This is a genomic window from Promicromonospora umidemergens (assembly GCF_024171995.1).
GTDB classification, from domain to species: domain Bacteria; phylum Actinomycetota; class Actinomycetes; order Actinomycetales; family Cellulomonadaceae; genus Promicromonospora; species Promicromonospora umidemergens.
Genome location: NZ_JAMTCT010000027.1, coordinates 25,296 through 40,423, shown reverse-complemented (window position 1 = coordinate 40,423; position 15,128 = coordinate 25,296). Strand labels below are relative to the sequence as shown.

The following is a 15,128-nucleotide window of genomic DNA, read 5'->3' as shown; positions in this document are numbered from 1 at the left end:
TCGGGCGTACAACAGGCTGGTCATCCTCACCCCTTCTTGGGCCCCACCCAGACCTGCTGGGCGTTCACGAACTCCCGGATGCCGTGCGGCCCCAGCTCCCGCCCGTAGCCCGAGCGCCTGATGCCGCCGCTCGGCAGCCGGGGGTCGGACTTCACGATCCCGTTCACCGTCACCTGCCCGGCGAAGATGTGCCTGGCCATCGCCTCGCCCCGCGCTGCGCTGGTCCAGACGCTCGCCGCAAGCCCGTACGGCGTGTCGTTGGCCAGCGCGAGCGCCGCGTCGGCATCGTCGGCGGCCATGACCACGGCGACCGGGCCGAACGTCTCCTCCGTGCAGGCCGCCATGCCGGGGACCACGTCGGTGAGCAGCGTGACCGGGTAGAACCAGCCGTCGCCGTCGGGCAGCTCGCCGCCGAGCACGCACGTGGCGCCGGCCGCGATGCTCTCGGTGACCTGACGGTGGAGGTTGTCGCGGAGGTCGGGCCGGGCGATCGGCCCGACCTGGGTGGCGTCGTCCCGCGGGTCGCCGACGACCAAGGCGCTCAGTCGTTCGGCGAGCAGCTCGACGAGCTCGTCGTGCACCGGCCGTTCGACGATGATCCGCTTGGCGGCGATGCAGGACTGGCCCGCGTTGATGATGCGGGACAGCGCGATGACGTCGGCGGCCTGGACCAGGTCGGCGTCGGCCAGGACTATGCAGGGGTCCGATCCGCCGAGCTCCAGCACGGTGGGCTTGACCTCGCTCGCCGCGATAGAGGCGACCGCTGACCCGCCGCGCTCGGAGCCGGTGAACGACACCGCCTGGATCCGCGGGTCACGGATCGCCTGCTCCACGTCGGGCGTCTCGGCCAGCACCGCCTGGAAGATGCCGGGTGGGGCACCGACAGCCTCGAAGACGCCGGCGATCGCCTCGGCGCAGCCGGGCACGTGCGGGTCGTGCTTCATGACGCAGGTGTTGCCGGCCATCAGCGCCGGTGCGCAGAACCGGAAGGCCAGCCAGAACGGGGCGTTCCACGGCAGCACGCCGAGGACCGGCCCGAGCGGCAGGTACTGGACGTAGCTGGAGGTCGCGTCCGACTCGAGGACATCAGGGGCCAGGTGCGCCTCCGCGTGCTCGGCGTAGTACTCCGCCGCCCAGGCCGCCTTGATGACCTCGCCCCGCGACTCGGTCATGGGCTTGCCCATCTCCTCGGTCATCACCATGCCGAGCTTGTCCACGTTCTCGCGCATGTACGCGGCCACCGCGCGCAGCACGTCGCCGCGCTCCTCGAACGACGTCGTACGCCAGCCCTCGAAGGCGGACTGGGCGCGGTCGATGGTGGCCGTGATCTGTTCCGGCGTGGCGGCGGGAACACGGCGGACGACGGCACCGGACGTGGGGTCGGTAGCGGTGAGGAAGCTCATCGTTCTCCTGTTCCTACGGCTGTTCCTGTGGCGGCTTCGACGGCGGAGGTCACGGCCCCGGCGGGCGCTCCCGTGCCGGTGTCGGGCTCGAGGTCGGCGACCGACGTCAGCGTCGCGGCGTCGGTGGCGTGCACGACGAAGTCCTCGTCCAGGCTGAAGAACGACTCGCACCCGTCCTCGGTGATCCGGATGGTGTCGGAGATCCCGACGGTCTTGTCGCCGTCGACCCCCCACATCCACGGGATCACGTGGAAGGTCATGCCTGGTTCGAGCACGGAGAAGTCGCCGGGGTTCAGCGACAGGATGTATCCCTCGTCCCAGGAGGGTGGGAAGGCGATCCCGATCGAGTACCCGGACCGGGTCACCAGCCGGGCGCCGACGTCGTTGTCGGAGATGATGCGCCGCACTATCGAGTCGGCGTCCGAGACGGTCATGCCAGGGCCCATCAGGCTCTTCAGCTCCGCCAGCGCCGTCTTCATCCGCTCCTGCGACCGGTACATCGATCTTGACAGCTCACCGGTGACGGCCGTGCGCATCATCGCCGTGTGGTACCTGCGGTAGCAGCCGCCGATCTCGAGGAGCACGTGGTCGTTCGGCTGGATGACGCGTCCCTCCCACGTGGCGTGCCCGATCATCGACCGGGGCCCGGACGCCACGTAGGGCATCACCGACGGGAACTCACCGCCGGCCCGGAACATGGCGGACGAGATGGCGGCGGCGACGTCGTTCTCCGTGGCTCCCGGGACGGCGGACGCGAGGCCTGCGGCCATGCCCGCCTCGGTGGCGCGGGCTGCCTTGCGCATCACGTCGATCTCGACTTCCGACTTGCGGAGCCGTCCGGACTCGACGATGCCGAAGCAGTCCAGGAGCACGCCGTGCTGGAACGAGGTGTGGATCCGGTCCTGCTGGTAGGCGGGGAAGAAGTAGCTGTTGCGTTCGTAGCCGACCCGCTTGTGCCCGAGCCCGGACTGGTTCAGCGCCAGCACGAGCTCCTGGATGGCATCGCCCGTGTCGGGGTACGGCCGGGTGTGCTCGACCCAGGTGCGCTCGATGACGTTGGACTCCTCCATGGCCCGGGTGATCATCAGGGGTTCGCCGTCGAGCGGAACCACCAGCGCCTGGAAGAACGAGTACCCGGTGGTCTGGTAGTCGGTCAGGTACATCAGGTTCTCGGGGTCGGTGATGACCACGGCGTCCAGCCGACGCTTGGCCATCCGTTCCCGCAGGTCGTGCAGCCGGCGCTCGTACTCCTCCGGCGGGAAGGTCATGTCGTCGCGAGCGCGCATCACGCCACCCCCGCCGCCGTCGTGATGGCCTTGTCGAGGATGTCCAGGCCCTCTGCGAGGTCCTCGTCCGGGATGGTCAGGGGCGGGATCAGCTTGATCACCTGGCCACCCGTCCCACAGGGCCCGATCAGCAGGCCCGTCTCGAAGGCCGCCTGCTGCACCCGCTTGGCGAAGGCGCCGTCGCCGGTGTCCAGGGCCTGCATCATGCCGCGGCCGCGCACCTCCCAGTCCTGCTCCGGGTGGGCGGCGGCGATGGCCTCCAGCCGGTCCCGTATGACGGCGCCCTTGGTCGCCACCTCGCTCATCAGCACGTCGTCGGTGAAGTAGTCCAGCGCGACCGTGCCCGCGACGAACGACAGGCCCTGGCCGCGGAACGTGCCGGTGTGCGCGCCGGGCGACCAGCTGTCGTCGATGAACGGCTTGTTCAGGTTCATCGCGATCGGGGTGCCGAAGCCGCCGAGGCCCTTGGCCAGGGTGATGATGTCGGGGTCGAGCCCCATGCCGTCGAACGAGAAGTAGCTGCCGGTTCGGCCGCAGGCGGCCTGGATGTCGTCGATGATGAACAGCGCACCGACCTCGCGGGCGAGGTCCTGGACCTGGTGCAGCCACGCGGCGGTGGCGAGGTTGACACCGCCCTCTGCCTGCACCACCTCGACCAGGAACGCGGCCGGCGGCGTCAGGCCGCTCGACGCGTTGCGCAGTGCGGCCCCGTAGTCGGCGACAGCAGTGTCACCACCGGGCGACGTCTCGAACGGCAGGCGCACGACGTCGGTCAGCGGCACGCCGGCCCACTGCCGGAACGCGTCGTTGGCGGTGGCGGCCAGAGCCCCCAGCGTCATGCCGTGGAACCCGCCGCTGAACGCCACGACCTCGCGTCGTCCGGTGGTCAGCCGGGCCAGCTTGAGGGCGGCTTCCACCGCGTTCGTTCCGGTGGGCCCCGTGAACTGCATGCGGTAGTCCATGTCCCGCGGCCGCAGGACCACGTCCCGGAACTTCTCGATGAAGTCGCGCTTGGTGGTCGTGTAGGTGTCGAGGCTGTGGGCGACGCCGTCGCTCTCGAGGAAGGCGATCATCGCCGCCTTCATCCGCGGATCGTTGTGCCCGAAGTTCAGCACCCCTGCCCCGGCGAAGAAGTCGATGTAGGACGTGCCGTCCTCGGCCGTCTGCCGTGCGTTGGACGCCGAGGCGAACACGGTCGGATAAGCGCGGCAGTAGCCGCGGACGCTGGATTCGGACTGCTCGAACGGGGTCATGTCCATGCGGCACCTCTTCAGGGTCGTACAAAGGGTTTCTTGTGGGTCTCCTCGTTGCCGGCGCTTGCCGGGATGGCAAAATGCGAAACTTCCTGCGACGGAGGTGTCATCACCCCGGAGCAGGAAGCCAACACGTACAGACTGAACCCTCGTCGTGCGGGCAGCAACCCCTGTGTTCGGACCAGTTTCCGAGGGTCAGGCGGGTGGCTCGGCGAGGGGCTGCAGGCGGAACAGGCGCACGACCCGGCCGGACGTGCGTTCGTAGGCACGGTAGCCGGGCCACTGCGTCTCCAGACGAGCCCAGGTGGCATCCCGCTCGTCGTCGTCGATGAGCGTCGCCCGGACCGGCACACGACGGCCCCGCACGCTGATGCCGGCGTCGGGGTGGGCCAGCAGGTTGTAGGTCCAGGCGGGGTGCCGTCCCTGGGCGAACGCGGAACCCGCCACCAGCGCCCGGCCCTGCCCGTCGGGCGTGTACATGAGGTACGTGTCGCGCGGCTCTCCCGACTTCGCCCCCGTCGAGTGGAGGACGAGCGACGGCACCAGGAGCGCACTGATCTGCAACCGCCCGCCGGAGCACCGTGCGAGCAGGCGTTCGGCCGGCGGCAGCAGCACGGGGCCGACGGCACGGAACACCCGCGTGCGCGTCAGTGGTGCGACCACGGTGCGGACGGCGTGCAGGAGGCTGGCCATCTGCCCAGTCTGGGCCCGGACGGCCCAGGTGGCCTCTGGGCTCAGCGCTCCATGAGCTCGGACCGCTCCACGAGCTCGGCCGGACACGGTGATCTGGACGCGGTGATCCGGCCACGGACGTCGGAGCACGTACCGGGGTGGAAGGTCGAGGATGGTGCCAGGACGGTCGGCGCTGTCGCCGTCTCGATCTCCCACCTCGCCACCTGGAGGAGTCATGACCATCACCTACGAGTCCGTCGCCACGCCGGACGGCGTCGTCGCGCCGCGGTTCCGCCCGCCGACCGGTGCCTCGAGCGCCTCGGCCATGACGCTCGACGGCGAGTGGCGGTTCCGGCTGTTCCCGCACCCCGACACGGGGGTGGACCGTGGTGAGCGGGGCGACGACTGGGACCGGCTGGTGGTCCCGGGACACTGGCAGCTCGCGCAGGCCCCGCATGCCTGGCCCTACGGGATGCCCGAGTACAACAACGTGCTCTACCCGTTCCCGGTCGATCCGCCGCACGTGCCCGACGACAACCCGACGGGCGAGTACCGCACGACGTTCCGGCTGCCTGCCGACTGGCCGGAGGGCGGCCGCACCGTGCTGCGCTTCGAGGGCGTGGACTCCTGGTTCCAGGTGGCGCTCGACGGCGAGGTGCTCGCCACGTCGCACGGCTCGCGCCTGCCCACCGAGGTGGACCTGACCGACCGGCTGCACGCGGGAGGCGAGCACCTCCTCGCTGTCCGCGTCACCAAGTGGTCGGCCATGTCGTACGTCGAGGACCAGGACCAGTGGTGGCTCTCGGGCATCTTTCGCAGCGTCACGCTGGAGCACCGGCCGGACGGCGCGCTCGACGACGTCCGCGTGCATGCCGACTACGACCACACGACGGGCGTGGGCACGCTGCGGGTGGACACGGCGACGGTCGTGGCCACGCCAGGCCCGGTCGCCGCACGGGTGACGGTCCCGGAGCTCGGCATCGAGGGAGTGACCGGCGAGGAGCTGCAGATCGCGGTCGAGCCGTGGAGCGCCGAGCAGCCGCGGCTCTACGACGTCGTGATCTCGACGGACACCGAGACGGTGACCCTCGCCGTCGGCTTCCGGACGGTGTCGATCGAGGGCGGCGTGTTCCTCGTCAACGGCCGGCCGATCAAGCTGCGCGGCATCAACCGGCACGAGTTCGACCCGCTGCGCGGGCGTGCCGTCACGCCGGAGCTGATGCTCGAGGACGTGCTGCTCATGAAGCGGCACCACATCAACGCCGTCCGCACGAGCCACTACCCGCCGCACCCCCACTTCCTCGACCTGTGCGACCGGTACGGCCTGTACGTCGTCGACGAGAACGACCTGGAGACGCACGGGTTCCAGCCCGGCGGCTGGGTCGGCAACCCTGTCGACGACCCTGCCTGGACCGAGGTGCTGGTCGACCGTGTCACCCGGACGGTGCGCCGCGACGCGCACCACGCGAGCATCGTCATGTGGTCGCTGGGCAACGAGGCGGGCGGCGGGTGCAACCTCCCGGTGATGGTCGACGCCGTCCGGGAGCTTGATCCGAGCCGGCCGATCCACTACGAGGGCGACTTCTCGAGCGACCACGTGGACGTGTACTCGCGGATGTACGCAGACAGCGAGGAGGTCGAGCTGATCGGGCAGGGCATCGAGCCACCGCTCGAGCGTCCCGACGTCGACGCCCGTCGTCGGGCCATGCCGTTCGTGCTGTGCGAGTACGCGCACGCGATGGGCAACGGCCCGGGTGGGCTCGCCGACTACGACGCGATCTTCGACCGCTACCCGCGACTCCTCGGCGGCTTCATCTGGGAGTGGATCGACCACGGGCTGACGCGTGCCGATGCCGACGGGAACCTGTTCTCGGCGTACGGCGGCGACTTCGGCGAGCGGTTCCACGACGGCACCTTCATCGCCGACGGCCTGCTGCTGCCCGATCGCACGCCCTCGCCGGGGCTGCGCGAGACGGCGGCGGTGTTCGCGCCGATCCGCATCGACACCCGGCCCGACGGCGCGCTGCTGGTCCGCAACCGCTACTCGTTCCGGGACACGAGCCACGCCGAGCTCCGCTGGACGCTGCACCGCGGTGAGGAGGAGCTGGCCACGGGCACCCTCGACCTGGTGCTCGACGCAGGCACCGAGACGGTGGTGCGGCCGCCGTCCGGCCTGCCGTTGCTGGAGCCCGGTGAAGCACCGGTCTGGTGGACGGTGCGTGCCGTCCAGCAGAAGGCGGAAGCACTCGAGGAGGCGTGGCTCGAGCCGGGGTTCGAGCTCGGTGCGGGCCAGCTGCTCCTGGTCGAGCCGGCGGGGCTCCCGGCTCCGGCGGGTCGGGTCACCACGGAGGCCGACGGCGGTTTCCGTGCCGGTCCGGCCGTGTTCGACGTCCGGGGCGGCCTGCGCTCGCTCGCCGGCCGCGCGGTGCACGACCTCCGGGTCGATGCCTGGCGGGCGCCGACCGACAACGACCGCCGTCCGGCGAGGTGGCGCGGGCCGGCCGACGCGGAGAAGTGGCGCGGCGCGGGGCTGCACCTGCTCGCCGAGCGCAAGGACGGCGTGGCCGTCACGGCCGACGGCGCACTCGCGGTCGAGGCCCGGACCGCCGGACCGGCGACCCGGGCTGGATTCGCCACGACATACCGCTGGCAGCCGGTCACCTACGCACCGGACGCCGTCGACCTCCTCGTCGACATCCGGCCGGAAGGCCGCTGGCCCGAGAGCGTCGCGCGCCTCGGGCTGCTGCTCGCGCTCGACGAGCCGCAGGCCGCCGAGACGGGCGTGCGCTGGACGGGGCTCGGCCCCGACGAGTCGTACGCGGACTCGAGGTACGCGGCCCTCGGGGGCGCGTGGCGGCACACGGTGGCCGACTGGCAGACCCGGTACACCCACCCGCAGGAGAACGGCGCACGACGCGGGGTCACGAGTGCCGCCCTGTCCTTCGCCGACGGCTCCGGCCTGCGGATCGACGCCGACGACGTGACGATCGGTGCCCGGTCACAGCTCGGGATCGAGCTGTCGCTGCGACCGTGGTCCGACGACGCGCTCGAGCGTGCCGCCCACCCGCACGAGCTCGTACCGGACGGCAGGCTGTGGCTGCACCTCGACGCCGCCCAGCACGGTGTCGGGAGCGCTGCCTGCGGGCCCGGCGTGCTGCCGAACGCCCAGCTGCACGCCGCACCCGTCCGGATGCGCCTGCGGTTCACCAGCCTGTGAACGCGTGCCCGACCCGCCCGGCGGGTCCGGCATGATGTATACAAGAGCGGTTATACAAGACGACGACGAGGAGTACACCGTGAAGATGGGCTTCCGCTGGTACGGCGACGGCAACGACACCGTGACCCTGGACCAGGTGCGGCAGATCCCTGGCGTGGAGACCATCGTGTGGAGCCTGCACCACAAGCAGGCCGGTGAGGTGTGGGAGCAGGCGGAGATCGACGCTGAGGTCGCGCGGATCACCGGCCTGTCGGACGATGCACGCGCCCAGGGCGTGACACGGACCTTCGACGCGGAGGTCGTCGAGTCGGTCAACGTGCACGAGTCGATCAAGCTCGGCCGGACCGTCCTCGGGATGAGCAGGGACGAGGCGATCGCGAACTACATCACGACGATCGAGCGGCTCGGCCGGGCCGGGGTGAAGGTCGTCTGCTACAACTTCATGCCCGTCTTCGACTGGCTGCGCACCGACCTGTGGCACCCGCTGCCCGACGGTTCGACCGCGCTGTACTACGAGAAGGCAGTCGTCGACAAGATGTCGCCCGAGAGCCTGATCGCCGACATGGAGGCGAACACGCACGGGCTCACCCTGCCCGGCTGGGAGCCGGAGCGGCTGGCGAGCTTCCATGAGCTCAACGAGGCCTACGTGGGCGTCACCCACGACGACATGTACGCGAACTACAAGTACTTCCTCGACGCCGTGATCCCGACCTGCGAGGAGTACGACGTCAAGCTGGGCGTGCACCCCGACGACCCGCCGTTCGACGTCTTCGGCTGGCCGCGCGTCGTCTCGAGCAAGGAGGGCCTGGCCCGCGTGCTCGACCTGCACCCGAGCCCGCACCACGGCCTCACGCTGTGCCTCGGCAGCTTCTCCGCCAATCCCGAGCACGACGCCGTCGACGCCGTGCGCACCTTCATGGACCGCATCCACTTCTCGCACGTGCGCAACATCAAGCACTTCGAGAACGGCGACTTCACCGAGGTGGCGCACCGCGCGTCCGAGGGCAGCGTCGACACCACCGGGATCATGAAGGCCTACGCCGAGGCCGGCTACCAGGGCTACATCCGGCCCGACCACGGCAGGCACCTGTGGGACGAGAACACCACCAACAAGCCTCGCCCCGGCTACGGCCTCTACGACCGCGCGCTCGGCATCCAGTACCTCCTCGGTGCCTGGGACGCGTTCCACTACCAGCAGGGCTGAGGCGCGCCGCCGAGGCGTGACCGGACCCCGATCTACCGTGGCGAGCGGTGCCGGCACGGGTCCACGATGCTCGTATGGACGCACGAGAGCAGGCCGGCGAGCCAGAGACGGCACGATGGACGCAGTCGACCGTCTACCCCGACATGTGGATCGACCCGGACGACGACCCACGTGAGACCGAGACCACGCCCGGCGACGAGCGCGGCACGCTGCTCGAGTACCTCAGCTACTACCGGCTCACCTTGGAGCTGAAGTGCGCGGGGCTCGACGCCGAGCAGCTCGCCCGCCGGTCGGCACCGCCGTCCACGATGTCCCTCCTCGGCCTGGTACGACACCTGGCCGAGGAGGAACGGCACCTACGCCGCGTCATGGCCGGCGAGGACGCACCCCGCCTGTACCGGACCGACGAGGACCGCGACGGCGACTGGAACGGCGCGGTCGCCGAACCAGCCGTCGCCGAGGACGCCTGGAGACAGTGGCACCTCGAGATGGAAGCCACCGACCGGTACCTCGACGGCGTCACCGACCTCAGCACCTGGAACGCCGGCGCGTCCGACCTCGGGCCGGACGGCGGCGACCTCCAGCTCCGGGACGGCCTCCTGTCGCAGATCGTCGAGTACGCGCGGCACTGCGGGCACGCGGACATCCTGCGCGAACGGATCGACGGCCGCGTCGGCCAGTAACATCTGCCCATGCCACCCACGTTCGTACTGGTCCACGGGGCCTTCGCCAACTCGTTCTCGTTCGCGCCGCTCCAGGCCGAGCTGGCGCTGCTGGGCCACCGCTCCGCCGCCGTCGACCTGCCCGGGCACGGGTTCGAGGCGACCTACCCCGCCGCGTACCAGGCCCCGCAGGACCTGGCCGGTCTCGCGACGACGCCCGGCAGCATCAAGGGCGTCACCCTGGCGGACAACGCAGCCCGCGTCATCGAGGCACTCGAGCGCGCGAAGCAGCACGGACCAGTGATCCTGGTCGGCCACAGCCGAGGCGGCATCACCACCACCGCCGTCGGCAACGCCCGCCCCGACCTGATCGACCGGATCGTCTACGTCTCCGCCTGGGCGCCCGTGGACCTCGACGTCGGCGACTACTATGCAGAACCCGAGATGGCCTCCGTCGACGCCGGGGCGCTCGCGGGCGCTCTGGCGGCCGACCCGGCCGCCGTCGGCCTGCTGCGGTCCAACTTCCGTACCGCGGACCCGGCGGTGCTTGCCGGGTTCAAGGAGGCGTTCCTCGCCGACGGCACCGACGACGAGTTCTTCACGTTCCTCAACACGTTCCAGCCCGACGAGAACCTGGACGTGGGCACATCGGCCGACCGGGCGCAGGCGGCGACGTGGGGCACGATCCCCAAGACCTACGTGCGGCTCAGTGCGGACACGAGCATGCCGCCGGCCGTGCAGGACCGGATGATCCGCGAGGGCGATGCGCTCACCCCCGGCAACCCGTACGACGTGCACACCCTGACGTCCAGCCACCTGCTGTGGCTGGTGCGGCCGCGCCCGGCCGCCGAGCTGCTGGCCGGCCTGGCGGCCGGGCTCAACCGCTGACGACCGCCGCGCCCGCCTCGAAGAACATGGCGACCGTGACCGCACCGGGGTCCTCGACACCGAGCGCCAGGTCGCCGACGTAGCTGGCGCGACCGCGCGCCGCCAGGAGATCGGCCGTCGAGGCGGCGCCCGCGCGCGCCGCCCCCGCGGCCGAGGTGAGCGCCTTGTCGATGGTCAGGCCGCTGGTGGACGCGTCGAGCAGGGTCTGCGAGGCCGGGGCGAGCGCGTCGATCATCGTGTTGTCCCCGACCGACGCGCCACCGAGCTGCTGGACCTTGGCCAGCCCGGCCGCCACGCCCTGCGCCAGCAGGCCGGTGTCCGGGCCCTCGGGTGCGGTCGACCGCGAGATCGCGCGGAACCACATGCCGAACAGGGGACCGCTCGTGCCGCCGGTGGCGAGGAACCCGTTGGCGGTCGCTGTGAACACCGACGCGAAGGTCGCGTCCTCGGCGGTGGGCAGCTCGGCGACGACCTTGCGCAGCGCCGAGGCGATGTTCGTGCCGAAGTCGCCGTCACCGGCCTGGCGGTCGAGGTCGGTGAGTGCCTGCTGGGCGTCGTGGAAGTCCTCGGTGAACCTGTTCATCCAGCGCAGGGCGAGTGCGCCGTCGATGTGGTCGGTCATGTCTGTCTCCTGTGCTCGGTGTCGGGTGCTCGGTGTCGGGTGCTCGGTGTCGGGTGCTGCGTGCGGGTCACCAGGTGAGGGACGGCGTCCGGACCGGGGCGTCCCAGGCGCGGACGAGCTCGTCGTCGGCGACGGTGAGGGTGACCGAGGCGCCGTGCATGTCCAGTGACGTCACGTACGAGCCGGTCAGGGTGCGGGCCACGGTGATGCCACGCGCGGCCAGGAGCCGGTGAACCTGGCGGGTGATGATGGCCAGCTCGAGCGGGTAGGTGCTGCCCAGCCCGTTGATCACGGCGATCACGCCGTCTCCGCTGCGCAGCGACAGGTCCTGGACGAGGGGGTCGACCAGCTGTTCGACCAGCTCGTCGGCCGATGCGAACGGGATGCGGCCCGTGCCGCGCTCGCCGTGGATGCCGACCCCGAACTCGACCAGGTCGTCGGGCAGCTCGAAGGCGGGCTGGGACTGGCCCGGGTGGGCGCAGGAGTCCAGCGCGACGGCGAGGCTGCGGGAACGGGCCACCACGTCACGGCCGCGGGCGGCGACCGTCGACAGGTCTGCACCGGCCTCGGCGAGGGCGCCACAGACCTTCTCGACCACCACGGTCGCCGCGGTCCCGCGTCGACCAGGTCCACCGTTCGTGCTGGTGGTGGCGAGGTCGTCATCGACGAGCACCGACTCGACGACGACGTCGTCCTCGGCGAGCTCGGCAGCGATCTGAAAGTTGAGCACGTCACCGGTGTAGTTCTTCACGATGTGCAGCACACCGGCGCCGCTGTCGGCCAGGAGCGTCCCGGCGCGGACCTGGCTGGCGGTCGGGCTGGCGAACACCGCTCCGGCCACGGCGACGTCGAGCATCCCGGTCCCGACGAGGCCGGCGTGCAGCGGCTCGTGCCCGGACCCACCCCCGGACAGCAGCCCCACCTTCTTCGTCGCGGGCGTGACCCGTGAGACGAGACGCTCGGCGGGGTCGAGCTTCAGCAGATGCGGGTTCGCCAGCACGAGACCCTCGAGGGCCTCGTCGATGACGTCGTCCGGCGCATTGATGAACTGGCGGCGTGTAGGCGTTGACATGGCTGCTCTCCTTTGAACCGCGGTGCGACCAGCTTCGGTCTCACCGAATCCTATTCGACATTATCGAATGCTGTCCCTGCAGGGAGATGTTGTCAAGACGGGTCGAGCCTGCGCTGGAGACCGTGGTCGAGCCCCGACCGGGCCGAGGCGGCGGCCTATCCCTGTGCGACGGCCTCGACAAGGGCGATGACCAGCATCGTCGCCGAGGCGGCCCCGGGATCCACGTGGCCGATCGATCGTTCGCCCAGGTAGCTGGCCCGGCCCTTGCGGGCGAGCATCGGTGCGGTCGCCTCGCGCCCCGCGACGGCCGCCGCCGCGGCAGCCGCGGTCGCCGGGCCGAGCCCGGCGCCGTCGTCGGCCGCCTTCTGCAGGGCCTGGACCGCGGGGTCGAGCGCGTCGAACATGGTCTTGTCGCCGCTCTCGGCGCTGCCCCGCCGCACCAGCTCGGCCAGCCCCGCCCGCAGGCTGTCGGCCAGCTCGGCAGGATCCAGCCGGGTGCGTTCGCCGGCTGCGGCGCCGGCCCCCAGGAAAAGGGCGCTGTACAGAGGCCCGGGCGCACCGCCGAGCGAGGTGAGCAGAGCGTTGCCGATGCGCTCGAGGAGCGCGCCGGTCGAGGCGTCGGACCCGTCGGCCGGCTGGTCCAGCATCGCCACCACCTGTGCCAGGCCACGGTCCATGTTCACGCCGTGGTCCGCGTCCCCGATCGCCGAGTCGAGCTCGGTCAGGTAGGCGCGCTGCTTGGCGACGATGTCGTGAAACCGGGCCAACCAGTCGATGATCACCCCGTTGGTCACTGCGGTGGCCATGCTCTGTCCTCCCGTGAAGCTCCGGATGGGTGGCACCGGATCGGTGACACCGTGCGCGCCGGTCCCTGTACGGAGCGTGCCATACGGCGATTGCCCCGGCCTGCGGATGCGACCGGCTGCGTCGGCACAGGCTCCGCCGTCGGAACCTCATTCGGTAATGCCGAAGCCTCTCCGCTCTCGCGGGAGGGTGTCAAGGGTCCTGTGTACGGTTGCCCCACAGGGCTCCTCACGCAGAGGTGGAATCCGAGGAGGGACAGACCCGTGATTCAGGCCATCGACCGCGCCGCCAAGGTCCTGTCGTCGTTGCAGGGGGCGCGCCGACTGGGGATCTCCGAGCTGTCGACCGCACTCTCCCTGCCGCCGTCGACGGTGCACGGCATCGTCAAGTCGCTCCAGCAGCACGGCCTGGTCGCCAAGGAGCCCGGGGGCAACAGGTACATGCTCGGGCCGGCGTTGCTGAAGCTGAGCAACGTCTACCTGGACACCCTGGACGTGCGTGCCCGTGGCATGCGGTGGACCCATGAGCTCGCGCGACGCACCGGCCTAGCGGTGCGCCTGGGGGTACGGCTGCTGGACGAGGTCGTCATCATCCACCATGACAGCAGGCCCGACGGCAGCGAGCAGATGCCCGAGACCGGCCTGGCGATCCCGGCGCACGCTTCCGCCATGGGCAAGGTCCTGCTCGCCTACCAGCCGCACGAGCAGGCGGCGTCGCTCGCCCTGCGCAGCCTGACCGGCGACACCATCACCGATCCAGGGGTGTTTCGCGCCGACCTGGAGAAGGTCGTCGACGAGGCCCTGGCGACGGAGAAGAACGAGGCGATCCTGGGGGAGTCCTCCGCCGCGGCGCCGGTGGTCGACCATTCCGGTGCGGTCGTCGCGGCGGTGGCCGTGGTCATGCCGACCACCGAGTTTCCGCCGGCACCGACGATGCTCAACGATCTTCGAGAGACCGCCCGGAACATCTCCCGCGAGCTGGGCGCCGCCCAGTGGCCGCCCACGTCGGGGCTGATCCGGTGACCACCCCCACGTGACGGGTGCGCGATGAGCTACGCCGGGGGGGAAGCACCCGACGGGCTGGCACCGCGGCACGAGGCAGGGGTGCGGAATGCGCTGAAATAGGCGAATGTGTACTCCGTCGCGATCCCCGCGGCCTGACGGAGGTGTGCGTATGTCCAAGAAATCCTTCCCGGATGCGCCCGACGCCGTCCGGCGGGCCCAGAACAGTGATGCCGTGCGCAGCCTGGCCCGAGGGGGCTATGTCGCCTCGGGTGTGCTGCACCTGCTGGTCGGCTGGCTGGCGGTCCAGCTCGCGCTGGGCGAGCCCGCAGGCCAGGCCGACGGGTCCGGTGCCTTCCGCATGCTCGCCCAGATGCCGGGTGGCGCCGTCGTCCTCTGGGCGGTCGCCGTGGGTTTCGCCGCGCTCGCGGTGTGGCAGCTCGCCACGGCCGTCGTCGGCGTGCCGAACACGAAGCACCAGGCGGCGGCACGGGCCAAGAGCGTCGCCAAGAGCGTGCTCTACGGAGTGCTGGCAGCGACCGGCGTCCAGAACGCGCAGGGTACCGGTGGATCGGGCAGCAGCGAGGAGAGCATGACCGCCGGCGTCCTGAGCATGCCGGGTGGCCCCTGGCTGGTGGGCGTCGCGGGCCTGGTCATCGTTGCCGTCGGCGCCTACCACGTCGTCAAGGGGGTGCGGAAGAAGTTCCTGCGTGACCTGACGGGGACGGGCGGTAGCTCCGTCCGCCCGGTGGTGGTGCGGCTCGGGCAGGCGGGATATGTCGCCAAGGGGATAGCACTCTGTGTCGTCGGTGGGCTGGTCGTGGGCGCCGCGGTGACGACGGACGCTTCGCAGGCCGGCGGGCTCGACGAGGCCCTGCGCACCATGCGCGACCAGCCGTACGGCACGGCGCTGCTCCTCGTGATCGGGCTGGGGATCGCCGCCTTCGGCGGCTACTCCTTCGCGCGCGCCCGGTTCGCGCGGCTCTGAGCCGGCTCCCGCCGGAACGGGGCGAGCGTGGCGCGGACCTGATCGGCCGCGCCCCA

General features: G+C 71.0%; 13 protein-coding genes. 6 read left to right on the top strand and 7 right to left on the bottom strand.

The window, feature by feature from the left end; translation table 11 throughout:
* Nucleotides 1–26: 26 nt before the first annotated feature.
* From APR04_RS26770 to APR04_RS26755, 4 genes are all read right to left on the bottom strand, one after another.
* Nucleotides 27–1,403: an NAD-dependent succinate-semialdehyde dehydrogenase gene (locus tag APR04_RS26770; RefSeq protein WP_253876793.1), complete on the bottom strand. Its 1,377-nt coding sequence runs from the start codon at nucleotides 1,401–1,403 to the stop codon at nucleotides 27–29.
* Nucleotides 1,400–2,689: an ectoine hydrolase gene (doeA, locus tag APR04_RS26765; protein WP_253876791.1), complete on the bottom strand. Its 1,290-nt coding sequence runs from the start codon at nucleotides 2,687–2,689 to the stop codon at nucleotides 1,400–1,402. The genes APR04_RS26770 and doeA overlap by 4 nt, the downstream gene beginning before the upstream one ends.
* On the bottom strand, nucleotides 2,689–3,948 hold the full coding sequence (locus APR04_RS26760; protein WP_253876788.1) for an aspartate aminotransferase family protein: 1,260 nt from the start codon (nucleotides 3,946–3,948) through the stop codon (nucleotides 2,689–2,691). The genes doeA and APR04_RS26760 overlap by 1 nt, the downstream gene beginning before the upstream one ends.
* Before the next feature lie 189 nt (nucleotides 3,949–4,137).
* Nucleotides 4,138–4,635: a nitroreductase family deazaflavin-dependent oxidoreductase gene (locus APR04_RS26755; protein ID WP_253876779.1), complete on the bottom strand. Its 498-nt coding sequence runs from the start codon at nucleotides 4,633–4,635 to the stop codon at nucleotides 4,138–4,140.
* Nucleotides 4,636–4,849: 214 nt separating this feature from the next.
* Between APR04_RS26755 and APR04_RS26750 the strand changes: the two genes are divergently transcribed.
* From APR04_RS26750 to APR04_RS26735, 4 genes are all read left to right on the top strand, one after another.
* On the top strand, nucleotides 4,850–7,831 hold the full coding sequence (locus APR04_RS26750) for a glycoside hydrolase family 2 TIM barrel-domain containing protein (protein WP_253876776.1): 2,982 nt from the start codon (nucleotides 4,850–4,852) through the stop codon (nucleotides 7,829–7,831).
* A gap of 4 nt (nucleotides 7,832–7,835) precedes the next feature.
* Nucleotides 7,836–9,035: a mannonate dehydratase gene (locus APR04_RS26745; RefSeq protein WP_253876774.1), complete on the top strand. Its 1,200-nt coding sequence runs from the start codon at nucleotides 7,836–7,838 to the stop codon at nucleotides 9,033–9,035.
* Between the two features lie 74 nt (nucleotides 9,036–9,109).
* Nucleotides 9,110–9,718, top strand: coding sequence for a DinB family protein (locus APR04_RS26740; protein WP_253876772.1), 609 nt, complete (start codon nucleotides 9,110–9,112; stop codon nucleotides 9,716–9,718).
* Nucleotides 9,719–9,727: 9 nt separating this feature from the next.
* Nucleotides 9,728–10,585, top strand: a complete 858-nt coding sequence (locus APR04_RS26735) for an alpha/beta hydrolase (RefSeq protein ID WP_253876770.1) — start codon at nucleotides 9,728–9,730, stop codon at nucleotides 10,583–10,585.
* Here APR04_RS26735 and dhaL (APR04_RS26730) read toward each other — a convergent pair.
* The 3 genes from dhaL (APR04_RS26730) to dhaL (APR04_RS26720) all read right to left on the bottom strand — a co-directional run bounded on the left by dhaL (APR04_RS26730) (nucleotide 10,575) and on the right by dhaL (APR04_RS26720) (nucleotide 13,085).
* Complete coding sequence (gene dhaL / locus APR04_RS26730; protein ID WP_253876768.1) at nucleotides 10,575–11,207, bottom strand: dihydroxyacetone kinase subunit DhaL; 633 nt, start codon at nucleotides 11,205–11,207, stop codon at nucleotides 10,575–10,577. The genes APR04_RS26735 and dhaL (APR04_RS26730) overlap by 11 nt on opposite strands.
* A 67-nt stretch (nucleotides 11,208–11,274) precedes the next feature.
* Nucleotides 11,275–12,279 carry a dihydroxyacetone kinase subunit DhaK gene (locus APR04_RS26725; RefSeq protein ID WP_253876765.1) on the bottom strand — a complete coding sequence of 335 codons (1,005 nt, stop codon included), beginning with the start codon at nucleotides 12,277–12,279 and terminating at the stop codon, nucleotides 11,275–11,277.
* 155 nt (nucleotides 12,280–12,434) lie between these two features.
* Nucleotides 12,435–13,085: a dihydroxyacetone kinase subunit DhaL gene (dhaL, locus tag APR04_RS26720; RefSeq protein WP_253876763.1), complete on the bottom strand. Its 651-nt coding sequence runs from the start codon at nucleotides 13,083–13,085 to the stop codon at nucleotides 12,435–12,437.
* Between the two features lie 261 nt (nucleotides 13,086–13,346).
* Between dhaL (APR04_RS26720) and APR04_RS26715 the strand changes: the two genes are divergently transcribed.
* Both APR04_RS26715 and APR04_RS26710 read left to right on the top strand, forming a co-directional pair.
* Nucleotides 13,347–14,105, top strand: a complete 759-nt coding sequence (locus tag APR04_RS26715; RefSeq protein ID WP_253876761.1) for an IclR family transcriptional regulator — start codon at nucleotides 13,347–13,349, stop codon at nucleotides 14,103–14,105.
* Nucleotides 14,106–14,256: 151 nt separating this feature from the next.
* On the top strand, nucleotides 14,257–15,072 hold the full coding sequence (locus APR04_RS26710; RefSeq protein WP_253876758.1) for a DUF1206 domain-containing protein: 816 nt from the start codon (nucleotides 14,257–14,259) through the stop codon (nucleotides 15,070–15,072).
* Nucleotides 15,073–15,128: the final 56 nt, after the last annotated feature.